The organism is Pantoea agglomerans (assembly GCF_021397715.1).
In the GTDB taxonomy this organism is placed as follows: Bacteria; Pseudomonadota; Gammaproteobacteria; order Enterobacterales; family Enterobacteriaceae; genus Pantoea; species Pantoea astica.
On sequence record NZ_CP090207.1, the window covers coordinates 2177629 to 2199103 of the forward strand.

The 21475-nt window shown below is 57.6% G+C and carries 20 protein-coding genes; 15 read left to right on the forward strand and 5 right to left on the reverse strand.

The window, feature by feature from the left end:
• Positions 1–380 precede the first annotated feature (380 nt).
• From LZU96_RS10345 to LZU96_RS10365, 5 genes are all read left to right on the forward strand, one after another.
• Entirely contained in the window at positions 381–1568 is a 1188-nt protein-coding gene (locus LZU96_RS10345) for a glycosyltransferase (RefSeq protein ID WP_233984273.1), read from the forward strand.
• Positions 1569–1635: 67 nt separating this feature from the next.
• Complete coding sequence (locus tag LZU96_RS10350; RefSeq protein ID WP_233984274.1) at positions 1636–1881, forward strand: hypothetical protein; 246 nt, start codon at positions 1636–1638, stop codon at positions 1879–1881.
• A 31-nt stretch (positions 1882–1912) separates the two neighbouring features.
• Complete coding sequence (ampC, locus tag LZU96_RS10355) at positions 1913–3052, forward strand: class C beta-lactamase (protein WP_233984275.1); 1140 nt, start codon at positions 1913–1915, stop codon at positions 3050–3052.
• 77 nt (positions 3053–3129) lie between these two features.
• Positions 3130–3582 (forward strand): antitoxin Xre/MbcA/ParS toxin-binding domain-containing protein, encoded by a 453-nt coding sequence (locus LZU96_RS10360; protein WP_233984276.1) that lies wholly within the window; start codon positions 3130–3132, stop codon positions 3580–3582.
• Positions 3582–4055 carry an RES family NAD+ phosphorylase gene (locus tag LZU96_RS10365; RefSeq protein ID WP_233984277.1) on the forward strand — a complete coding sequence of 158 codons (474 nt, stop codon included), beginning with the start codon at positions 3582–3584 and terminating at the stop codon, positions 4053–4055. Before LZU96_RS10360 ends, LZU96_RS10365 begins: the two co-directional genes overlap by 1 nt.
• A gap of 24 nt (positions 4056–4079) precedes the next feature.
• On the opposite strand, the gene LZU96_RS10370 is transcribed toward LZU96_RS10365, so the two are convergent.
• The 3 genes from LZU96_RS10370 to LZU96_RS10380 all read right to left on the reverse strand — a co-directional run bounded on the left by LZU96_RS10370 (position 4080) and on the right by LZU96_RS10380 (position 8185).
• Positions 4080–5903 (reverse strand): glycoside hydrolase family 15 protein, encoded by a 1824-nt coding sequence (locus LZU96_RS10370; protein ID WP_233984278.1) that lies wholly within the window; start codon positions 5901–5903, stop codon positions 4080–4082.
• 92 nt (positions 5904–5995) lie between these two features.
• Complete coding sequence (locus tag LZU96_RS10375) at positions 5996–6889, reverse strand: SDR family oxidoreductase (protein ID WP_233984279.1); 894 nt, start codon at positions 6887–6889, stop codon at positions 5996–5998.
• A 261-nt stretch (positions 6890–7150) separates the two neighbouring features.
• The gene (locus LZU96_RS10380; RefSeq protein ID WP_233984280.1) at positions 7151–8185 is read right to left on the reverse strand and encodes a LacI family DNA-binding transcriptional regulator; all 1035 of its coding nucleotides are present in this window, start codon (positions 8183–8185) and stop codon (positions 7151–7153) included.
• Positions 8186–8402: 217 nt separating this feature from the next.
• On the opposite strand from LZU96_RS10380, the gene LZU96_RS10385 reads away from it, so the two are divergent.
• The 4 genes from LZU96_RS10385 to LZU96_RS10400 all read left to right on the forward strand — a co-directional run bounded on the left by LZU96_RS10385 (position 8403) and on the right by LZU96_RS10400 (position 13616).
• The gene (locus LZU96_RS10385) at positions 8403–9431 is read left to right on the forward strand and encodes an ABC transporter substrate-binding protein (protein ID WP_233984281.1); all 1029 of its coding nucleotides are present in this window, start codon (positions 8403–8405) and stop codon (positions 9429–9431) included.
• Between the two features lie 88 nt (positions 9432–9519).
• Positions 9520–11739, forward strand: coding sequence for an ABC transporter permease (locus tag LZU96_RS10390; RefSeq protein WP_233984282.1), 2220 nt, complete (start codon positions 9520–9522; stop codon positions 11737–11739).
• Positions 11736–12797, forward strand: coding sequence for an ABC transporter ATP-binding protein (locus LZU96_RS10395; RefSeq protein WP_233984283.1), 1062 nt, complete (start codon positions 11736–11738; stop codon positions 12795–12797). Before LZU96_RS10390 ends, LZU96_RS10395 begins: the two co-directional genes overlap by 4 nt.
• 24 nt (positions 12798–12821) lie before the next feature.
• Positions 12822–13616, forward strand: coding sequence for an inositol monophosphatase family protein (locus tag LZU96_RS10400; protein WP_233984284.1), 795 nt, complete (start codon positions 12822–12824; stop codon positions 13614–13616).
• A 48-nt stretch (positions 13617–13664) separates the two neighbouring features.
• On the opposite strand, the gene LZU96_RS10405 is transcribed toward LZU96_RS10400, so the two are convergent.
• Positions 13665–14099: a GNAT family N-acetyltransferase gene (locus tag LZU96_RS10405; protein WP_233984285.1), complete on the reverse strand. Its 435-nt coding sequence runs from the start codon at positions 14097–14099 to the stop codon at positions 13665–13667.
• Between the two features lie 188 nt (positions 14100–14287).
• Between LZU96_RS10405 and hipB the strand changes: the two genes are divergently transcribed.
• From hipB to LZU96_RS10435, 6 genes are all read left to right on the forward strand, one after another.
• Positions 14288–14536 carry a type II toxin-antitoxin system antitoxin HipB gene (gene hipB, locus LZU96_RS10410; protein WP_233984286.1) on the forward strand — a complete coding sequence of 83 codons (249 nt, stop codon included), beginning with the start codon at positions 14288–14290 and terminating at the stop codon, positions 14534–14536.
• The gene (locus LZU96_RS10415) at positions 14536–15849 is read left to right on the forward strand and encodes a type II toxin-antitoxin system HipA family toxin (protein WP_233984287.1); all 1314 of its coding nucleotides are present in this window, start codon (positions 14536–14538) and stop codon (positions 15847–15849) included. Before hipB ends, LZU96_RS10415 begins: the two co-directional genes overlap by 1 nt.
• A gap of 87 nt (positions 15850–15936) precedes the next feature.
• A complete protein-coding gene (locus LZU96_RS10420) occupies positions 15937–17337 on the forward strand; it encodes a M24 family metallopeptidase (protein ID WP_233988174.1) in 1401 nt (466 codons plus the stop codon).
• 62 nt (positions 17338–17399) lie between these two features.
• Positions 17400–18038: a LysE family translocator gene (locus LZU96_RS10425; protein ID WP_233984288.1), complete on the forward strand. Its 639-nt coding sequence runs from the start codon at positions 17400–17402 to the stop codon at positions 18036–18038.
• A 146-nt stretch (positions 18039–18184) separates the two neighbouring features.
• Entirely contained in the window at positions 18185–20230 is a 2046-nt protein-coding gene (locus tag LZU96_RS10430) for an FUSC family protein (RefSeq protein ID WP_233984289.1), read from the forward strand.
• A gap of 220 nt (positions 20231–20450) precedes the next feature.
• Positions 20451–20702, forward strand: coding sequence for a hypothetical protein (locus LZU96_RS10435; protein WP_233984290.1), 252 nt, complete (start codon positions 20451–20453; stop codon positions 20700–20702).
• A 220-nt stretch (positions 20703–20922) separates the two neighbouring features.
• On the opposite strand, the gene LZU96_RS10440 is transcribed toward LZU96_RS10435, so the two are convergent.
• Positions 20923–21258 (reverse strand): gamma-glutamylcyclotransferase family protein, encoded by a 336-nt coding sequence (locus LZU96_RS10440; RefSeq protein WP_233984291.1) that lies wholly within the window; start codon positions 21256–21258, stop codon positions 20923–20925.
• Positions 21259–21475 lie beyond the last annotated feature (217 nt).

Sequence of the window (21475 nt, forward strand, 5' to 3'; positions counted from 1 at the left end):
ATGCATAAAACAGGCCGATCTCTGAAAAGCCACTACAGGAAAACTGATTAGTTGAATTGTTATCAACTAATCGCCCCTGGGGCACGCCGGATTATTTTTAACAAATCTTTAAACTTACACATAATAAATGGCGCACCGGCTGACGGCGCTTTATTCCTCTTCATTAATCAACGAGTTAATTAATGAAATATGAGAACGGATGTAAAAATATTTCTGTAACCGTTACGCTGCTGCGACAGACCAGGAATAAACCCCGATCGGCAATCATAAATAAATTGCGCGATTGGCCGCTAAAAACATTTTTAGGATATTCTGCAGGCGCGCCTGCCGACATCGCATGATATAGATCTCCCGGGACTCAAGGACTCTGGAATACGATCATGAAAATCGGAATCACCAATAACCACTATCCGGAGCAGCGTAATATTTTAGTTAATCCGGAAAATGAATATATAAATCTCAAAAAGTACAATCTGTTTTACTTTATTAACCCGCTACGGACTCGCATACTCAAAAAAAATAAATCCTTCGTTTTTCTGCCGCTGCCATTTTCACCCGCATCCCGGCCAGACGTCCTGCATCTGTTTAATGAAGTGGCGATAACCCGTCAGAAATGGGTTGCCTCGTTTGAAACGGAATTACCGCGCGTTTTACCGGTGCCGGGCGTTGCAAAACAGGATAACCCCGAACTGAAGCGGCTGATCCCGCATCTGCTGAAAGAGAACTGTCTTGGGTTGATAGCCATTTCGGACGCGACGCTGAACATACAGATGAAACTGTTCCCGCCCGGAGACGGCGTGGCGCAGCAGATCAGACGTAAAACGGTGGTGTTGCATCCGCCACAGACTCTGTTCACGCCGCATAAAGCGCCACGCCAGGCTGGCATATTCCGGCTGGTGTTCGCTGGCAACGAGTTCTACCGTAAAGGCGGGGCCGAAGTGGTACTGGCGATAAGTGAGCTGATTGAAGAGCTCAAGCTGGAAGAGTCGCAGCTGGATGTGCAGCTGATCGGCGATCTCACCAAACGTCATAACGTAGCGCACCGGCAACATCAGGACGATGAGGCATTCTGTCGCTCAATTGAGAGCCGCATCGGACGTTATCGCTGTTTTACCCACCGCTCCCGGCTGGATAATGCCGCGCTGCTGCAGCTGTTTCGTGACAGCGACATCGGCCTGCTGCCGACCTGGCAGGAGACCTACGGCTTTTCGGTGCTGGAGATGCAGGCGAACGGCTGCCCGGTGATCACCAGCAACGTGCGTGCCTTACCGGAGATTAATCCGGCCAGCGCGGGCTGGGTGATTGGCGGCGCGCTCAACGGCGATCGTGAATACAGTGTCACTACGCCTCAGGAGAAACAGCAGCTGCGTCAGGCGCTGGTGGCGGGTCTGAAACAGACACTGCTCGCCATCTTCGATCGGCCTGAGATGTTGCAGGAAAAAGGGGAGGCGGCGATTCTGCGCATCAAAGATCAGCACGATCCGCAGCGTTATATCGTCCGGCTGCACGATATTTATCACCGCGGCGTGATCAACGTCACTCAACATCCTCCGGTGATCCCCGTTTGATAAGATTTTCCAGACGACGCGTGCCAGATTAGTCATACTTAGTGCAGCGTTCATCTGGAGATTAATCATGAAAATAGTCATCAGCCTGCTGCTGTCCGGACTGCTGGGCAGCAGCGCCTTTGCTCAACCCTCATCCCCGTTTCCGGCGCGTGCGCCGCTGCCACAGCTGACGCCCGTCGCCGCACGCTGCGATGTCTCAGCCTGTCAGACCAATTGCTATGTCGAACGATCCCATTGCAACACCCGTGATACCGGAGCGTGCAGTTCACAGGCACAAATCTGTGTGCAGGCCTGTGCCGATCAGTGCAAATAATTTGAATCAGAGAAAAAACTGTTAATTGCCAATGAAAAAGTCTTTGTCTTACCTTGTTTTGTGGTCCCTTTCTGCCAGCTGTGTTGCCGCCGATCTCACCTCACAGCAGGTCACTTCTCTGGTTAAAGCCGCGATAGAACCGCTGATGGAGCAGCAGGAGATCCCCGGTATGTCGGTCGCGATCCTCTATAAAGGCCGCACCCAGTTCATCAATGCCGGCGTCGCGGATCGGGAGTCCGGCCGCCGGGTCACCGAAAATACTCTGTTCGAACTCGGCTCGGTGAGTAAAACCTTCACCGGCGTGCTGGCCGGCGTGATGATCCGCAATGGGGATATCGCGCTTAACGATCCGGTACAGAAATACTGGCCACAGCTGACCGGCACGCAGTGGCGGCACATCCGGATGCTGCATCTGGCGACCTATACCGCGGGCGGCCTGCCGCTGCAGCTACCGGATGCGGTAACCGATCAGGCCTCGCTGCTTAACTATTATCAGCAGTGGCAACCGCAGGCCGCGCCGGGCACGCTGCGTCAGTATTCCAATGCCAGTATCGGTCTGTTTGGTGCGCTGATGGTGAAGGGCGATTACGAGCAGGCGATGGAGAAAAATGTCTTTCAGCCGCTGCGGCTGACGCGCACCTATATTACCGTGCCGCCGTCAATGATGCTGAATTATGCCTGGGGCTACAAAAACGGCCAGCCGGTGCGGGTATCGCCGGGAATGCTGGACGCGGAGGCCTACGGAATCAAATCGACCGCCCGCGATATGCTGACCTTTATGCAGGCGAATGCCGATCCTAATCGTCTCTCTTCAGGAAATACCGTGCTGCGCAATGCGATTCGCACGTCGCAGTCCCGCTATTTTAGCGTGCGCAGTTTCTATCAGGGACTGGGCTGGGAGATCTACGACTGGCCGGTGAGCGCCGCCACGGTGATCGCTGACAGTGAAAACGGCGTCGCGCTTAAACCTCAGCCCGCCACGCCACTCAATCCCGTCGTGCCTTCTCAAAGCGCCAGCTGGGTGCATAAAACCGGTGCCACCAACGGTTTTGGTGCCTACATTGCGTTTATTCCCGGCAGGAATACCGGCATCGTGATGCTTGCCAACAAGAACTACCCCAATCCGCTGCGGATAAAAACCGCCTGGCAAATTCTTGAGGCGTTGCAGTAATCTCCGGCGTTACTTTCCGCTGGCGCGCCTTGTTCATTTGCGCTAAAATTTAAATCAAATGAACAGAGGGTGATGCTATGTCAATTGCTATTTATACGCCCGCCAGCAGTGGCCGCAACCGTTCACTGCTGCATGCGCTGAACCTGCCGGAAACCCTGCCGGATGCGCATCAGCGGATTGCCGTTGGCTTCAGCAGCGGGGTACTGAAACGTACCGCGTCGCTGTCCGCATTTGATGAAGCCTGGCTGTGCCGGCTGGCGGGCATCGATCGCAGCACCTACAACCGCAAAGTGAAAGATCCTGAGCAGACTTTTTCGCCCGATCAAAGCGGACGGATTTATATGCTGATCCGCGTGCTCTCTGCCGCCAGCACGCTGTTGCGTGACGATCCGGCGCGGCTGGTACAGTGGCTGGAAACCCCAGCCAAAGCGCTGGGCGGCAAAAAACCGGCAGAGATGACCACTACCGTTGCGGGCGCGGAAGCGGTACTGAATCTGATTGGTCAGCTTGAACATGGCGTCATCACCTGATGGCGTCAGTGCATTTTTACCGGCTGGTAAAAAGCGAATATGCGATGACCGCCTTTGATGGTTTTGGTGCCCGCACCTACGGCGGACGCTGGAATTCAGTGGGCACCGGCTGTGTTTATCTGGGGTCGAGCCGGGCGCTGTGCGTGCTGGAAGCGCTGGTGCATCTCACTATTCAGGATCTGGCGCAGGACTATTCGATGCTGTCGATCAGCGTGCCTGACTCGCTGATTGCCGAGCTGTCGCTGGCGGCACTTCCCGCCGACTGGCAGGCCGATCCCGCACCGCCATCGACGCGGGAGATTGGCGACGGCTGGCTGGCCAACCCGGATAACGGGCTGATACTGAAAGTCCCGAGCACCCTGACCGGAGAGTGGAATGCGTTGTTGAATCCTGCTCACCCGGCCGCGGCGGCGATTATCAGCAAGGTGGTGGTCGAGCCATTTTTCTTTGACCCGCGCTTCAGGCTGCAATAGCTCCTGACCGGTCAGGCCTGCGCCTCAGTGGGCAGCTCTGGATTCTGAAATGGCCTGCGCGGCACAGATCAGCGCCAGGTGACTCAGCCCCTGCGGCATATTGCCGCGCCAGCTCTGGCTGCGCACATCAAACATCTCGTTAAAAATGTCGACGTTGCCATGCCGGTCAAGCGTGGCGAGGATCTGCTCCATCGCCTGGTCGGCCTGCTCAATGTTCCCCATCTCGGCCCAGGCCTCTGCCAGCCAGAACGCACAGGCGAGAAACGTGCTCTCTTCCTGGTCGACGCCGCTATAGCGATAGAGCATGGCGCTGTCATTGCCCAGTTCATGATGGATGGCACGATAGGTCGAGAGCATCCGCTGCGGATTAACCGCGTTGCCGTAGCTGTGTACCAGCGCCAGCGAGGCGTCAAGGCGATCCTCACTGCCGACGTAAAACAGGTAAGCCTGCTTCTGTTCCGACCAGCAGTGCGTCTCAATCCAGTCCCGAATCCGGTCGCGTTCCCGTTGCCAGCGGCCCAGCCAGGTGGGTTCGATGTGCTGGTTTTCGGCCAGCGCGACCGCCCGATCCAGCGCCATCCAGCAGGCCATTTTGGAGTGGGTGTAGTGCTGTAAGTCCGGCAACTCCCAGATACCGCAATCCTTTTGCCGCCAGTGATCGGCACAGCAGTTCGCCAGCTCGCCCAGCATCCGTGAGGTGGTGATATCCAGCACGTGTCCCGCTTCGATAAACAGTTGCGCGGTGGCCAGCATGTCGCCATACATGCTGAGCTGCACCTGATCGCGGGCGTTATTGCCAACCCGAACCGGCTGAGAATCCTGATAGCCGCTTAACGGCGGAAAGCGTTCTTCCGGGACTTCATCGCCATTCAGCGCATAGCAGGCACGCAGCCTGACGCCGTGGCGCAGGATGGTCTGTGACAGCCATGAAAAGGCCGCTTTACAATCCTCCAGCGCGCCGAGATAAACAAAGGCTTTGATGATCAGACAGGCGTCACGCACCCAGGCGTAGCGATAATCATAATTCTTCTCGCCGCCAATGCCTTCCGGCAGCGAGGTGGTGGCCGCAGCCGCCAGCGCACCGGTCGGTGAGTACCAGAGAAACTTGAGTGACAGGGCAGAGCGCTTCACCAGCGCCGGATAGCTGCCGTCATAGCTCAGACTCTCCACCCAGCTGGTCCAGCCGGTGTGGCTGGTTTCGATCCGCTGATCGATGGCGGAGAGCTCAGGCACTGCCAGCGGCTCATTCTCGGTGATCAGCAGCGCGCAGAGTGAGCGCGAACCGGCCGAGGTCCGCAGCGTGGCGCAGACCTGCTCATCATCCAGTAAGGTAATGCGGATATCGTCGCTGGTACGGAACATCGCCATCACGTCAGCAATGTGAAACACCTTGCCTTTCTCGGTGTCGGCAATCCACGGCGAACGGGTTTCAGCCGCGGTGCCGAATCGCAGGCTGATCTCCAGTTCAACGTCGCCGCTCACGCCTTCAATCCGACGGGCCAGTTCGCCCCACGGCAGTCGTCCCGCCAGCGTGCTGTTGATCGATTCGGTCAGCAGCACCGTGCCGCTGTCGGTCTCATACCGGGTTTCCAGCACATTGCTGTTATCGCGATAGCGGCGCGTGACCTGATAAGGCTCGCGCGGCACGATTTGAAAATAGCCGCCGACACCGGCATCCAGCAGACGGTCAAACAGCGGTTTAGCATCGAGGTTCGGGGCGCACCACCAGTCGATCGAGCCATCCGGCGCAATCAGCGCCACCGAACGCCCTTCACCAATGGCGGCATAATCACCCAGACCTGCAAAGCCATTATCCCGGGACGGCTGCCGGAAAATTTCGTTTTCCATGGTTTTCTTCCTTGTATCACTGTGACGACAAAGACAACAGGCGAAGGCAGGACAAAAAAGTGGCCGCATTATGCGGCCACCGGGGAACGGGTTTACAGGGTGCCGGTGCCGCCATCTGAGCACCAGACCTGGCCGGAAGAGTAACTGCTCTCCGTCGAGGCCAGCGTGACGTAGAGCGGGGCGATTTCAACCGGCTGACCGGGACGACCCATCGGTGAATCGGCACCAAACTGCTTCACTTTTTCCTGTGGCTGACCGCCGCTCGATTGCAGCACGGTCCAGTATGGGCCAGGCGCTACCGCATTTACCCGGATACCGTCGCCACCCAGCTGCTTCGCCAGTGATTTGGTAAAGGCGACAATCGCCGCTTTGGTCTGGGCGTAATCCAGCAGAATATCGCTGGGTTTAAAGGCCTGTACTGACGAGGTATTAATAATTGACGCGCCGCGTGGCAGATATTCCAGCGCCGCTTTGGTGATCCAGAACATCGCATAAACGTTGGTTTTAAACGTCGCGTCGAAATCTTCGGTACTCAGGGTACGAATGGACTCATTAAACTGCTGGCGTCCGGCGTTATTCACCAGAATATCCAGTCCGCCTAATTTATCGACCGCCTGTTTTACCAGCTGCTGACAAAATTCTTCAGAACGAATGTCGCCCGGAATAGCGAAAACTTTACGGCCTTCCGCTTCGATTAATTTAATCACTTCATCGGCATCGGGCTGTTCTTCTGGCAGATAGTTAATCACCACGTCTGCACCTTCGCGAGCATAGGCAATCGCGACGGCACGGCCAATACCGGAGTCACCGCCGGTAATCAGCGCTTTGCGGCCGGTCAGGCGGCCGGTGCCGCGGTAGCTGGTTTCACCGTGGTCGGGAAACGGAATCATTTTGCTGACTAAGCCTGGTGCCTGTTGCGGTTGTTCCTCAAAAGGAGGCTTAGGAAATTGATCGAGATCGAGCGTCTTGTTCGTTGGTGTCGTCATTGTAAGCTCCTTGTACATCATTATCTGAGTGATTAAGCCTGGCACAAATGTGATATTTGTCACATCTGACTGCTTATTCATTGAGCAGTGGCGGTCAGGGTGAATTAATAATGCTGATCAAGAATAGTCATAAAATCGGAGGTTGTGCCGCCGGATGGCGATATTCTGGCGAGAAGAGGAGAGATATTTAAAGCGAAGCGTGAAAGAGAGTGAAGGTTATTTCACCGGCGCTCAGGCACCGGCAATAATATAAAAAAGGGATTACCCGCCGCGTACCGAACCCCGCCAGACCACATCAGCCTGATATATTCGCCGATCGCTTTGCTGTTCAGCGGCTGGCGTTAATTGGTCCTGCTGCGCTTCGCTCTCTGTCAGCCAGCGGATGGCGTCACGGGCAAACTGCTCCACCGGCTGGGCGAAGGTGGTGAGGTTATAGGATGACCAGCCAGACTGCGGGATATTGTCGTGGCCGACAATGCACAGATCTTCCGGGATGCGCAGGGCAAAACGGTGGCGCGCCTCATCCATAAAGCCGCACGCCAGCAGGTCGGTGGCGCAGAACACCGCGTCAGGACGGACTTTGCGGGTCAGCAGCCGCTGCGCCAGGATCTGACCGCTTTCATAGGAGGTCGAGCCAAAGTGTTCCACCTGGACCGGGACCCCGGCTCTCTCTGCCGCTGCCAGAAAATCCCGCTCGCGTTTCAACAGGCTTGGGGTACCGGCCAGCGAATTAACAAATGCGATGCGCTGGCAGCCGGCCCGGACAAAGGCGTTGACCGCCATCTCCGCCGCCGGACGCGAGTCGAGGTTAATACTCAGCGAGCCGGGCAGGGATTCATCGCGGTTAATCAGCACCAGATGCTGCCCGTGTTTATAGCAGAGCCGGGTGATGGCGCTGTCAGGCATGCCGGAAAGTATGATCGAAGCATCTGCGCGAAAGTTGATCGCCTGCTGTAACGCGGCAGAGACCCGATCGTCGGAGCGGTCGGTGTTGATCAGCATCGCTACCTTTCCCGCTTCCTGCAGGTACTGGGTCATCCAGCGGACCAGGCTGGCACGGTAGGGCGTATCCACTTCAGAGGCGATCAGGCAGACAATGCCGCTGCGGTTGCGCACCAGACCGCGCGCCAGATGGTTAACGTGGTAGCCCAGCTCTTCGGCGGCTTTCATCACCCGCGCCCGGGTCGCCTCCGACACGCTGGCGCCTGGCGTAAAGGTGCGCGATACCGCCGAGCGGGACACGCCCGCCCGGTCAGCGACATCCTGCGCACTGACCACCGCCTTGAGTTGATGCATGAGTTTCTCCCGCGTTATGCATGATCCGTTTTGAGTCTGCCTGAGTTTGCAAGGCTGTGCAAAAGTAATCTCGCTGCTGGTGTTGCAAATTTGTGACAGCGACTGTCAATTGCTTCACATGCTAATTGACAGGGCAATCGGGTCGCCTTACTACTTTGCACAGCAGTGCAAAATAAAAGCGCGTCCAGGCGCTATCCTCGCCCTCAAGGAGAACACCATGCGTTACTCATCTCTGTTCGCTGCGGTTATCGTCAGTTGTCCGGCTCTGCCGTTTGCGGCTGCCGCGGCTGGCAATCTCAACATGGTCTGTTCGGCGGATGTGGTGGTCTGTGAGCAGATGACCCGCCTGTTCAGCCAGTCTCATCCCGATATCCATCTCAGCATGGTGCGGCTGTCAGCCGGAGAAGCCTATGCGCGTATTCGCAGTGAGGCGCGTAATCCCCGTACCGATATCTGGTGGGCGGGCACCGGCGATCCGCACATGCAGGCGGCGGAAGAGGGATTAACCCAGCCCTACAAATCACCGCTGCTCGACCAGCAGCAGACGTGGTCGCAAAAAGTGGCGGAGATCTCCGGCTATCGCACCGTGGGCGTCTATGCCGGTGCGCTGGGCTGGGGTTACAACACTAAGCTGCTGGCGGAGAAAAAGCTGAAGGTGCCCGCCTGCTGGGCCGATCTGCTCGATCCGGGCTTTAAAGGGGAAATCCAGATTGCTAATCCTAACTCCTCCGGCACCGCCTATAACACCCTGGCGACGCTGGTGCAGATCATGGGCGAAGACAAGGCCTTTGATTACCTGAAAAAGCTCAACGCCAACGTTTCGCAATACACCAAATCGGGGTCGGCACCGGTAAAAGCCGCCGCCCGCGGTGAAACCACGCTCGGCATCGTCTTTATGCATGATGCGGTGGCAATGGAAGTGGATGGCTTCCCGATTAAACCGGTCGCGCCCTGTGAAGGCACCGGCTATGAGATTGGATCGATGTCGATCATCAAAGGGGCGCGTAATCTGGCGAACGCCAAAAGCTGGTACGACTGGGCGCTGAGCGCTGAGGCGCAGTCGCACATGAAAGAAGCGAAATCGTTCCAGCTGCCGTCGAACCGCAAGGCGGAGATCTCGGAATATGCACCGCGCTTTGAGAACATCAAACTGATCGATTATGACTTCAAAACCTACGGGGATTCGGCGAAACGCAAAGCGCTGCTCGGACGCTGGGATAAAGAGATCGGTGCCAGCGCGCAGTAATGCTGTTTTTCGTCCGGCGATGCGAAGCCGGATACCTGCAGAACCGCGGTGGCGCAAGCCTGGTGTCCGCATCAGATCGAGGTGATTCATGAATGCGCACAATCGTCGCTTAACCGGCGCGTTAATGGCCGGTGCGGCTGCCCTGATGCTGTTGCCCTGGTACAGCCTGGAGCAGGGCTTTTTCTCGGGACACTGGCTGGTGTCGCTGTGGCGTGATGAGAACAGCGCGCCGGCGCTGTGGCAACTGATGCAGCATGGCTGGCTGGCTATTGCCGTGGCGCTGTGGCTGCTTGCTGCTGCCTGCGTATTTCTGCCACCGGGGCGCAGCCGCAGCGGCTTACTGTTACTGTTCAGCGTCTGCGGCATTCTGTTCCTGGTGGTGGAAGGCCATGCTATCGGGTTTAGCGGCTGGAACTGGCTGTGGCTGGAGAACCTCGCTGGCCCGCTGGAACAGGGGCAGCCGGCGATGGGTGCGGGCGCGCTACTGCTGCTGACGGTGTTTCTGCTGATTTTTTCCTTTGCGCTGGCCGAACGCGGCGTGCTGAAAGGTGATGCCTTTGTGGTGGCGGCGATTGTGCTGCTGGTGGCGCTGGTAACCACCTTTGTGCTCTATCCGGTCCTCAGCCTGTTTGTCGCCTCGGTGCAGGATATTGATGGCAGCTTTAAGCCTGACGGGCTGATCGCCAATCTGCAGGACCCGGCTATCTGGAGCGTCGCCTGTGTGACCGGCGGCACCTGCGGCACGGCGTGGCGCACGCTGGGCCTGGCGCTGATGACCGCCAGCGGCTCCACATTACTGGGACTGGCGTTTGCGCTGGCGGCGACCCGGACCTCGCTGCCGTGTAAAAAAGCGCTGCGGATGCTGACTATTCTGCCGATCATTACGCCGCCGTTCGTCATCGGGCTGGCGCTGATCCTGCTGTTTGGTCGTTCCGGCGTGGTCACCACCTCGCTGGCGACGCTGCTTGGCGTTGAGCCTGGCCGCTGGCTGTATGGCCTCACCGGGATCTGGCTTGCTCAGGTGTTGTCCTTTACCCCGATTGCGTTTCTGGTGCTGATTGGCGTGGTTGAAGGGGTCAGCCCGTCGCTGGAAGAGGCGTCTCAGACCCTGCGTGCCAGCCGCTGGCGCACCTTTTCCCGCATCTCTCTGCCGCTGATGGCGCCCGGACTGGCCAACGCCTTTCTGATCAGCTTTATCGAAAGCATGGCGGATTTTGGCAACCCGATGGTGCTGGGCGGCAGTCACGGCGTGCTGTCGACCGAAATCTTCTTCTCGGTGGTTGGGGCGCAGAACGATCCGAGCCGTGCCGCAGTGCTGGCGATGATCCTGCTGGGCTTCACCCTGACGGCGTTTCTGCTGCAGCGCGTCTGGCTGTCGGGGAAAAGTTTTGCCACCGTGACCGGCAAAGGCGACGGCGGCCGTCATGTGCTGCTGCCGCGCCCGGTGCGCTACAGCGTCTATGGCATGGTGATCCCGTGGGGCCTGTTCACGCTGGTGATTTACGGCATGATCATGATTGGCGGCTTCGTGCAGTCGTGGGGACTGAACAACACGCTGACGCTGGATCACTATATCCGCGCCTTCAGCGTCAGCCTGAATCAGGGGCAGCTGGTCTGGAGCGGCGTCGCCTGGAACTCTTTCTGGACCACGCTGGAGATCGCCCTGATTGCCGCGCCGCTTACCGCGGTGGTGGGGCTGCTGACTGCCTGGCTGATTGTGCGGCAGAAATTCGCCGGACGGCAGACCTTTGAGTTCATGCTGATGCTGAGCTTTGCCATTCCGGGCACCGTCATTGGTGTGAGCTATGTGATGGCCTATAACCTGCCGCCGCTGGAGATCACCGGCACCGCGATGATCCTGATCGCCTGCTTTGTGTTCCGTAACATGCCGGTCGGAGTGCGGGGCGGCATTGCGGCGATGAGCCAGCTCGATAAAAGCCTGGATGAAGCCTCTCTGACGCTGGGTGCCAACAGTTTCCGGACCTTACGTAAAGTGGTGCTGCCGCTGCTCAAACCGGCGATCAGCGCGGCGCTGGTTTATGCCTTTGTGCGCGCCATTACCTCGATCAGTGCGGTGATTTTTCTGGTCAGCGCGCAATACAACATGGCGACCTCTTACATTGTCGGGCTGGTGGAGAATGGCGAGTATGGCGTCGCCATTGCCTACTCGTCGGTACTGATCGTGGTGATGTTAGCCATTATCGGGCTGTTCCAGCTGCTGGTGGGTGAACGCCGCCTGCGCCGTGCCAGTCAATCTGCGGCCGTTGCCGCACCTGTTCCCACTCTGACTCAGGAGAGAGCCGTATGACCCCCATCCATGCTGGATCGGTCGTTTTTGAACATGTCGCGAAACGCTTTGATGGCTTTACGGCGCTGCCGGATCTTTCATTAACCGTGGAGCCAGGCACGCTGGTGACGCTGCTGGGGCCGTCCGGCTGTGGCAAAACCACCACGCTGCGGCTGCTGGCCGGGCTTGAGCATCCCACCTCGGGTCGTATTCTGATCGGCGGTAAAGATGTCACCCAGTTGCCGGCCAATGAACGCGACGTGGCGATGGTGTTTCAGTCCTACGCGCTGTTTCCTCATATGAATGCGCTCGACAATATCCTCTACGGGCTGCAGTCGTCGGGAATGAACAAGCGGGAGGCGCAGGATCGGGCGCGGGAAGGGTTGAAGCTGGTCGGGCTGGAAAGTCAGGGGCAGCGTCTGCCGTCTGAACTTTCCGGCGGACAACAGCAGCGTATTGCGGTGGCCCGCGCGCTGGTACTGGAACCGCAGGTGCTGCTGCTGGATGAGCCGCTGTCGAATCTGGATGAGCGTTTACGGCGTCGGGTGCGGACGGATATTCGCGATCTGCAGCAGCGGCTGGGTTTTACCGCGGTCTATGTGACGCACGATCAGGAAGAGGCGCTGGCGGTCTCCGATAAAATTATTGTCATGAAAGAGGGCGATATTGCTCAGCAGGGCGCGCCGGAAACCCTTTACCATTCGCCCAACTCGGTGTTTATCGCTGACTTTATGGGCGAAGCCAATATTCTGCCGTGCGACATTGAGCAGGCGGAAGCCGGTGAGGCGCTGGTTCGGGTCGGCAATCAGCGTTTCCGGCTGCGCGATGCCGGAGCCACCATCGGCAGCGGTCAGCTGGCGGTTCGGCCGCAGTTTATCACGCTGTCCGGCGACGGGCAGGGCGCGCTACAGGGGGAAGTAATTCACAGCACCTGGCTGGGCGACCATATCGAATATGAAGTCACCACCGAGCTGGGGTCGCTGTTTATCATCGATCCTCACATGGAGCAGCGCCTGCCGCTTGCCGCCCGGGTTGGCGTTAATTTTAAGCCGCAAGGGCTGGCCCTGATTGCCCGCTAATCTGCTTAACCGCAAGGAGTCACAATGGAACTGCACGATGAAATGATGTCGCGTCTGGCGCTGGCTGAGACGGTCGCCCGCGCGGGCGGTGCCACGGCGTTATCCTACTTTTCCCGCCGCGACACGCTGGTGGTGGAAACCAAATATGATCTGCAGGATGTGGTATCGATTGCCGATCGCGACGTAGAGCAGATGATCGCCGCCGCCATCCGAGAGGCATTCCCGGAGGATGGCTTTCTCGGTGAGGAAACGGGCCTGCAGGCGGGCCGGAGCGCCTATACCTGGGTAGTCGATCCGATCGATGGCACCAGCCCGTTCCTTAATGGGATGCCAAACTGGTGTGTATCGGTTGCCGTGCTGCGGGACGACGTGCCGATTATCGGGGTGATTTATGCTCCGACCTTTAATGAATGCTATGTGGCGGCGCTGGGCGAGGGCGCAACGCTCAATGGCCGTCGGTTGCAGGTTGATCCGGCACGCACCCTACAGAATCACGTCACGGGCTTTGGTGCCAACAGCTACGTCAGCCCACAGCAGGTTGGGGAGATTGTGGCGGCCTTGCTGACAGCGGGCGGTAACTTCATCCGCATCGGCTCAGGCGCCCTGATGCTGGCATGGGTGGCGGCTGGTCGGGTAGTGGGCTACTACGAACCTTATATGCACGCCTGGGATTGTCTGGCCGGTTACTGTCTGGTGAAAGAGGCGGGCGGTTGGGTGCATCCGTTCAACACCGACGGCGATCGCATCACCAAAGGGGCACAGGTGCTGGCGGTGGCTCCCGGTGCTGAAGCGGATTTGCGTCGCATCGCCGGCTTGTGACCCTGTCACGACGCTCAGGTCGGTACAGCCACCTCAGCGTCGTGATCTTTATCCTTTCAGCGTTTTGGTCAGGTAGTGGCGCTGCATACCGGTTTGCGGAAAGTCGGGCAGGGAGATCTGCTGCTGATAACCCTGTTTCAGATAAAACGGCAGCGCCTGAAAACTGAAGGTATCCACCAGCGCCTGCTGACATCCGTAAGCTATCGCCTGCTGTTCTGCTGCCCGCAGTAAAGCACTGCCCAGACCGGTGCCGCGCAGCGTATCGTCCACCCACAGATAATCGATACAGAGCCAGTTCCCTTTGCGCGAGGCCATTACGCCACCGCGCAATTTACCGTCCGCGTCATGATCAAATACCGCCAGCGGTCCGTGGTTTTCACTGCCGATAAACTGCCGGTTGAAACTGCCGAGCCCGGCGAATAACGCCTCCCGGTCTTTGTCCTCTGGCTGCTGCGTCACGGTAAAAGTCGCGCTTAGTGTCATGATTTTCCTCCTGTCGTGCTACTTCACTGGGGTGCATATCCGCAACAGAGGATAATAAATCATTTATCCCCTTATGGGTATAAAATGGTAATTATCCCTTGTTGGGGGTAATGAGCTAATTATCCTCTTTCGGGGATAATGGGAATGCGCTATGCTGATCGTCTGCCGACTTCGGAGGAACAGACACGATGATATACAGTCCGCTGCAGCTGGCTAACCGGCTGAAACTTATCCGTCAGCGTAATGGCTGGACCCAGAGCGAGCTGGCCAAAAAGGTGGGTCTGAAACAGGCGACCATTTCGCATTTTGAAAATGCGCCGGACAACACCTCGCTGGCAACGTTGTTTAAGCTGTTACAGTCGCTGGAGCTGAGCCTGGAGGTGCAGGAGAAAATGGTCGCCGCACCACCGCCGCTCAATGACGAGGATGACTGGTAATGCAGAAGCTGATTGCGTGGATGAACGGCGAGCGGGTTGGGGTGCTGACGCGTCAGCGCAATGGCGCGCACGAATTTCAGTACGATAAAGCGTGGCTGAGCAATCCGCTCGCCAGGCCGCTGTCGCTCTCAATGCCGCTGCAGGTTCCGGTCATCACCTCCCACGCGGTAATTAACTTTTTCGATAACCTGCTGCCGGATAGCCCGTTGATTCGTGACCGGATTGTGGCGCGCTACCAGATAAAATCCCGTCAGCCGTTTGACCTGTTGCAGGAAGTGGGACGTGACAGCGTCGGTGCGACCATGCTGTTGCCGCCGGAGATGCCGCTGCCGCCGTTACAGGTGCGTTACGAGCTGCTGGATGAGGCACGACTGGAGAGTGTGCTGTCAGCCTATCAGTCCGACATTCCGCTTGGGATGCTGCGCGAAGAGACTGACTTCCGGATTTCGGTAGCGGGCGCGCAGGAGAAAACCGCCCTGCTGCACACTGAGCAGGGCTGGAGTATTCCTGCCGGGGCCACGCCGACGTCGCACATCATCAAACTGCCAATTGGCGAAATTAAGCAGCCGGCGGCGACGCTGGATATGCGCGAAAGCGTAGAAAATGAGTATCTCTGCCTGGCGCTGGCCAGAGCGCTGGGGCTTAACGTTCCGCAGGCCTCCATTATTCGTGCTGGCGCGATGCGGGCGCTGGCGGTGGAGCGCTTCGATCGCCGCTGGTCACGCGACAGAACCCGGCTGATACGGCTGCCGCAGGAGGATTTCTGTCAGGCGCTGGGGCTGCCATCTTCCACCAAATATGAATCGGACGGCGGGCCGGGCATCGCGGAGATCATGCAGTTGCTGATGGGATCGAGTAATGCGATAGAGGATCGTTATCACTTCATGATGTTCCAGGTGTTTCAGTGGCTGATAGGGGCAACGGATGGTCACGCAAAGAACTTCTCGCTGTTTATTGAGCGCGGCGGCAGCTACCGGCTGACGCCCTTTTACGACGTGATTTCCGCCTACCCGGTGCTGGGCGGCACCGGCCTGAATAAGCGCGCGCTGAAGCTGGCGATGGGGCTGCGGGCCAGCAAGGGTAAGAAAACCGAGATCGATAAGATATTCCCGCGTCACTTTTTCGCTACGGCAAAAAGCGTCAATTTTGATAGCGGCAGCCTGCAACAGATTTTTGACTTCTTTATCCGGGCTTTTCCGCCAGCGGTGATCGCGGTGCGGGATGCGCTGCCCGCAGGATTTCCGCAACATATCGCCGATGCCATCTTCAGCCACTCGCTGATTATGCTGGAGCGGTTACGGCAGAAAGATTGATCGCGGCGGCAACAGGGCGGTCCGGAACCCCATAAACTGATTCTTTTTCCCGTTAGCCTGGAGCCTGTTATGCACACCGATACTGTCATGCACACTGATCGTTACGCTCTGGAAGCCATTGCGCCACCGCCGACCTTTCCTGACGCGGTAAGCCACGTCATGGCGGATGAAACCCTGCATCGCCGGCTAGCGGCGATAGTTCAGCGCATGAAACAGCATCAGATTGCGCAGCTGATCATCTATGCCGATAAAGAGCACGGCAGCAACTTTGAGTATCTGGCGGGCTTTATTCCGCGCTTCGAAGAGGCGCTGCTGGTGGTTAATCAGCAGGGCGAACTGGCCTACATCATGGGCAACGAAAACCTCAAACTGGTGCCGTTTGCCCGTAATCCGGGCCGCTGTCTGCACGCGGCGCTGTTTTCGCTGCCCAATCAGCCGATGAGCGGTGAACCGTCGCTCTCCCGTTTGCTGAGCCAGGCGGGAATTGTGCCCGACAGGCGTACCGGGCTGGTGGGCTGGAAGTTGTTTAGCAGCCAGCAGCCAGCGATGTTCGATTTACCACACTTTATCTGTGCGGCAGCGGCTGAAGCGGCGGGCGGCATGGCACATCTGGTGAACGCGACCGGGTTATTTATCTCACCCGATGAGGGCGCGCGCTGCATTAACAGCGCCGATGAGGTGGCCTTTTACGAAGCGGGAGCGAATCGGGCTTCCACTGCCATGCTAACGGCACTGGATAGCGTAGCGCCAGGCATCAGCGAGAAACGCATTGGCGCGCTGCTGAACCGCGATGGCCAGCCTCACAGCGTGATGACCATTGCGGCTACCGGCGATCGCTTTGCAAACGCGCAGCTTTATCCATCGGATAAACAGGTTGCGACGGGCGATAAGCTGTCGTTAACCGTCGGCTACAAAGGCGGGCTGACCAGCCGCGCCGCCTATGTGGTCAGCCAGGCTTCAGAGTTACCCTGTCACGTTGCAGACTGGCTGACCCGGCTGGCGATCCCCTATTATCATGCGGTGGTCAGCTGGCTGGAGCAGTTACGCATCGGCATCACCGGTGGCGAACTCTATGGGTTAATCGAGGCGGTACTCCCCAAAGCGCAGTATGGCTGGCACCTTAATCCGGGGCATCTGGTGGCTGACGAAGAGTGGCTCAGTTCACCGGTTTCGCCCGGTTCAGCCATTCCCCTGAAGAGCGGCATGTTGCTGCAGATCGATATCATTCCTTCGGTGGCCGGTTACGGCGGCTGCAGTATTGAGGATACCGTTGGTCTGGCGGACGCGGCACTGCGTGCTCAACTGGCGGCTGAATTTCCGGCGGTCTGGCAACGAATGATGCAGCGCAAAACTTACCTGAGTGAGGTATTGCGGCTGAAGCTCTCCGATGAGGTGATTTTACTCTCTAACACTGTGGGTTATCTGCGGCCGTTTTTGCTGGATCAGCACCGAGCGCTGGTGCGGCAACCGATCAGCGACGGGGTTTAAAAAAACGTGGTCGGCTGTTAAGTTAATAGCCTGTTAACCCCGGATAAAGGTCAGGAGCCGTAATGTCCGATATTGTGCATTTCCCGCTATTTGTTGCCTCCATTTTACTGCTCTGTATTACGCCAGGTCCCGATCTGGCCTATGTAGTGGGACAAAGCGTCGCCAGGGGACGATGTTCCGGTATCCTGTCAGCCGCCGGGGTTGCACTGGGCAGTTGTACCCATGCCGTGGCCAGTGCGCTTGGGCTGACTGCGCTGATTGCCGCCTCGCCGCTGCTGTTCACGCTGATCAAGTATCTCGGTGCGGCCTACCTGATCTACCTGGGGGCCAGAATGATTGGGTCAACCTTTATGACATCCGCAGCAGCGGAGATCACGCCGCCGCGCGCGCAGCCGGGCACCCGCTTACTGCTGCTGCGCGGTTTCATCACCTCAATCACCAATCCCAAAGTGCTGTTGTTTTTTATCGCCTTCTTCCCGCAGTTTGTGGTGGCTGGAAGTGAGCATCACGCCAGTGCCTTCCTATTGCTGGGGATGACCTATGCGCTGGTCGGCCTGATGACCGACGTGATGTTTGCGCTGCTGGCGGGCGGGGCCGCAGGCGCGGTGGCGAACAATAAGAGGTTACAGAAAGTGCTGGATCGGCTGGTCGGAGCCACTTTTATCGGCCTTGGGATCCGTCTGGCGCTGACCCGTCGCTGAGTCGAATCTGGTGCTGCCGGCCCGGTCAGCCGCAGCCTGAACCGGCCAGGGAAGGCCGGTAATAATTTGTATAATTTAACTGAGAGTAAAAGCCGCGCGCTTCTGTCAGGATACGCGCCACAGAAGTATTTCGGTCCTCTCATTCGATGAAATGGTTTACCAAAAACGCGGTTTTGTTTGCCTGCAAAACCTCCCTGGCCGCGTTTATCGCGTTATCTGTTGCTCTGATTCTTAACTTTGAAAAACCAGCCTGGGCGCTGACCACCGTATTTGTCACCTCTCAGCTTTATGCCGCCTCGACCGTCTCGAAATCGCTGTTTCGTCTGATGGGAACCGTGCTCGGCGGCGTCTTTATCCTGTTGATCTACCCGGAAACGGTGCAGTCGCCGCTGCTGTTCAGCCTGTGCGTCTCGCTGTGGGTGACCTTTTGCCTTTATCTGTCGCTACATGACCGCACGCCGAAAAGCTACGTCTTTATGCTGGCCGGTTACAGCGCGGCGATCATGGGCTTCCCGGAGGTAAACACGCCGTCGGCTATCGTGAATACGGTGATTTCCCGTATTGAGGAGATCACCCTTGGCATCCTGTGCAGCACCCTGGTTCACCGGCTGGTTTTTCCGGTATCGATGCACCATTTGCTCGGGCAGAGCGTCGACCACTGGTTTCAGAATGCGCGTAAATTGTGTGATGAACTGGTCAGCGGCATGGCGAAGAATAAGTCTCTGGAGCGCGAGGATATTCTGATCCAGATGGCGGGCTATCCGCTGAATGTCGAAACGCTGCTGACACACTGCGTGTATGAAGGAGAGGCGGCGCGTAATGTTATCCGTCTGGTCAGCGTACAGTATCAGCATCTGACCTATCTGCTGCCGACGCTGACGGCGATCGAATCGCGGCTCGGGGTGCTGGCGGAACTGAATATCCGCTTTCCGCTCTGCGTCACTTCGGTGTTCCAGCAATTTCTGCTGTGGCTTAATCAAGATCGGGTCAACGATATCGAAGGGCTGCGTAACGCCATCGCAGAAGGACAGGCGACGCTGGAACGTGACTGGCAGGCGGGAAATCTGGCGACCGAAGAGAGCCTGCTGCTGATTGGCTTACTGGAGCGGCTGGCGAACTTTGTCCGTATTGCGGATGCTTATCAGAACGTCAGCGCCCGCGCCGGCGATCTCTACAGCCATGGCGATGGGGCGGCGATCAGGAATATCCGCGAGCATCGTCATATTGATAATGGACTGCTGATCCTGTCGGTGCTGACGGCCTTTCTGGCGACCTTTCTCTCCAGCCTGTTCTGGATTGGCAGCGGCTGGGCGGATGGGGCGAATGCGCCGCTGATGGCCGCGATTATCAGCTCGTTTTTTGCCAGCGTGGATTCACCGGTGACGCCGATGAAACTGTTCGTTAAAGGGGTGGTGATTGCGCTGGTGGTCAGCCTGTTTTATATCGCCTTTCTGATCCCGCAGGCCAACACGCTGCAGGCATTGATGATCTGTCTGCTGCCGGGGCTGATGCTGCTGAGCCTGGTAATCGCTAATCCGGCCACTAACCTGATTGGACTGAGCGTGGCGATCCAGATACCGGGCTTTATCGGGCTGAGTCATCACTACGTGCCGGATCTGATCGTCACCCTGAATGCAGCTATCTCGTCGATGGTGGGCATTATGTTTGCGGTGGTGCTGACGGCGCTGATCCGTAACAAGCGGCCCTCGTGGATTGCCCGACGCGCGGTGCTGCGCGGACTACGTGACCTGCTGAGTTTTATTAAAAAAGTTGAACGTAATTCGGCCACGCTGCTGTCGCGGCAACAGTTTATTGCCCGGATGCTGGACCGGGTGAACATTATTCTGCCGCGTAAACGGCTCGATCCGGTACCGGACATTGTGGTGGGTGGCTATCTGATTAGCGAAACCTGGCTCGGCGCCAACTGTTACGACTATTATGCCCGCTATCGTGAGGTGTTAGAGGCACACCGTCTCGACAGCGGCCAGATGTTTCACGAACTGGGACTCTATCTGAAGCGCAAAATGAAGTCGCTTCAGCTGCTGCCGCATCCGGATCTGCTGGAGGAGCTGGATCTGTTGCTGCTGCGGCTGGAAACCATCGCGCGGCAGGAGAGTGCGGCGGTGGCACCGCTGGTTCACCTGTTTAACATTCGTGTCTCGCTGTTCCCGCAACAGCGCTGGCCGGGCTGATCGTGTTATAAAAGTCGGCGAAAAGTACCGCTAACCCGAGGACGTATAACCCGATGTCACCGCAACCACAAACGCTGCAGAAACAGCCGAATCCCTGGCGCCTGGCGAGGAAGTGAGAAGGGTGATCGCCAGTGTGTATGGCGGGTCCGTCTGGAGACCGGCACGCAGCGTCATTCGAGGTCCAAACCCTGGAGCGCTGTCGGTAGCCGAACGGGTCAGCTTGCGTGGCGTAAAGCCTCAGAGTATACGGCTGGTGGAAGCTGAACTGGAAAGCCAGCCGCAGGTTTATCGCAGCAAAGATCCTGAGGATGGCCGCCCGCAGCGGGTTGCGTTAACTCCACTGGCGGAAGTCGGCGCGGGCAGCCTGGCACAGGCGATTAGCCATCAACTGAACCTCACGCAGGAAGCGCGGCTCAATGTTCAGGCGGAAGGAGAGCGTCTCGCTGAAGTCATTAGAAATGGGCTATTTTAGTTACATCATACATAAGGCATATCTAATAATTATCCATCTGACATTGTGCCTGTCTGTTTTTGTCGATCAGTTACAGACGCCGAACCAGGCGGTAATTCCGTGTGTAAGGTTAGCTCGCTGAACGCGGCACAAACCTTGTGAAGTGACCGTGAACAGCGACGATAACGAGCTAAAAGAGCAGGGTGCAGGCAACGAAAACAGTGCCGAATCCGTAAAGCTGTCAGGCGGATAAGGGCGGCTGCAGCTGGTAAATCCAGGCGGTTAGCTGCTGATTGTTCTCTGTTTTTACCGTGACCTCAACCCGATCGTAGCCGTCTTCAAATTCATCCAGCATCGGCCAATGCGCGTCGAGTTGCTCGGAGATAAACAGATAGCCCGGCACGGGTGCCGCCTGATCATCAAGGATAATGCCGGGGAAATCCGCTGCCGCACCCCAGCCACGCGGGTAGAAAATGCCGGTTACCGAACCGGCCAGCCATTCGCCGCCAATATTTTCCAGCAGATGCGCATTCTCGCGGCCAGGACAAAGCGTGCCATAAACGAATAAGCGTTTCATGTTTCCTCATCGGGAGTGAAAGCCGAAGCCGGAAACTGTAACCTGGCTGAAAGCCGTTGTCATGCAGGCCGGATGCATTTCAGCATTCACCATCAGGTGAGGTTACAGTCAGTGATAAAATGGCGCGCTGTGATAAATTCTGCGGCCCATGAGCCACATGGCAGGCGCAGAATTTACGTAGCGTTGTCAAAAATGGGGTGTCTGACCGTGCGTTTTA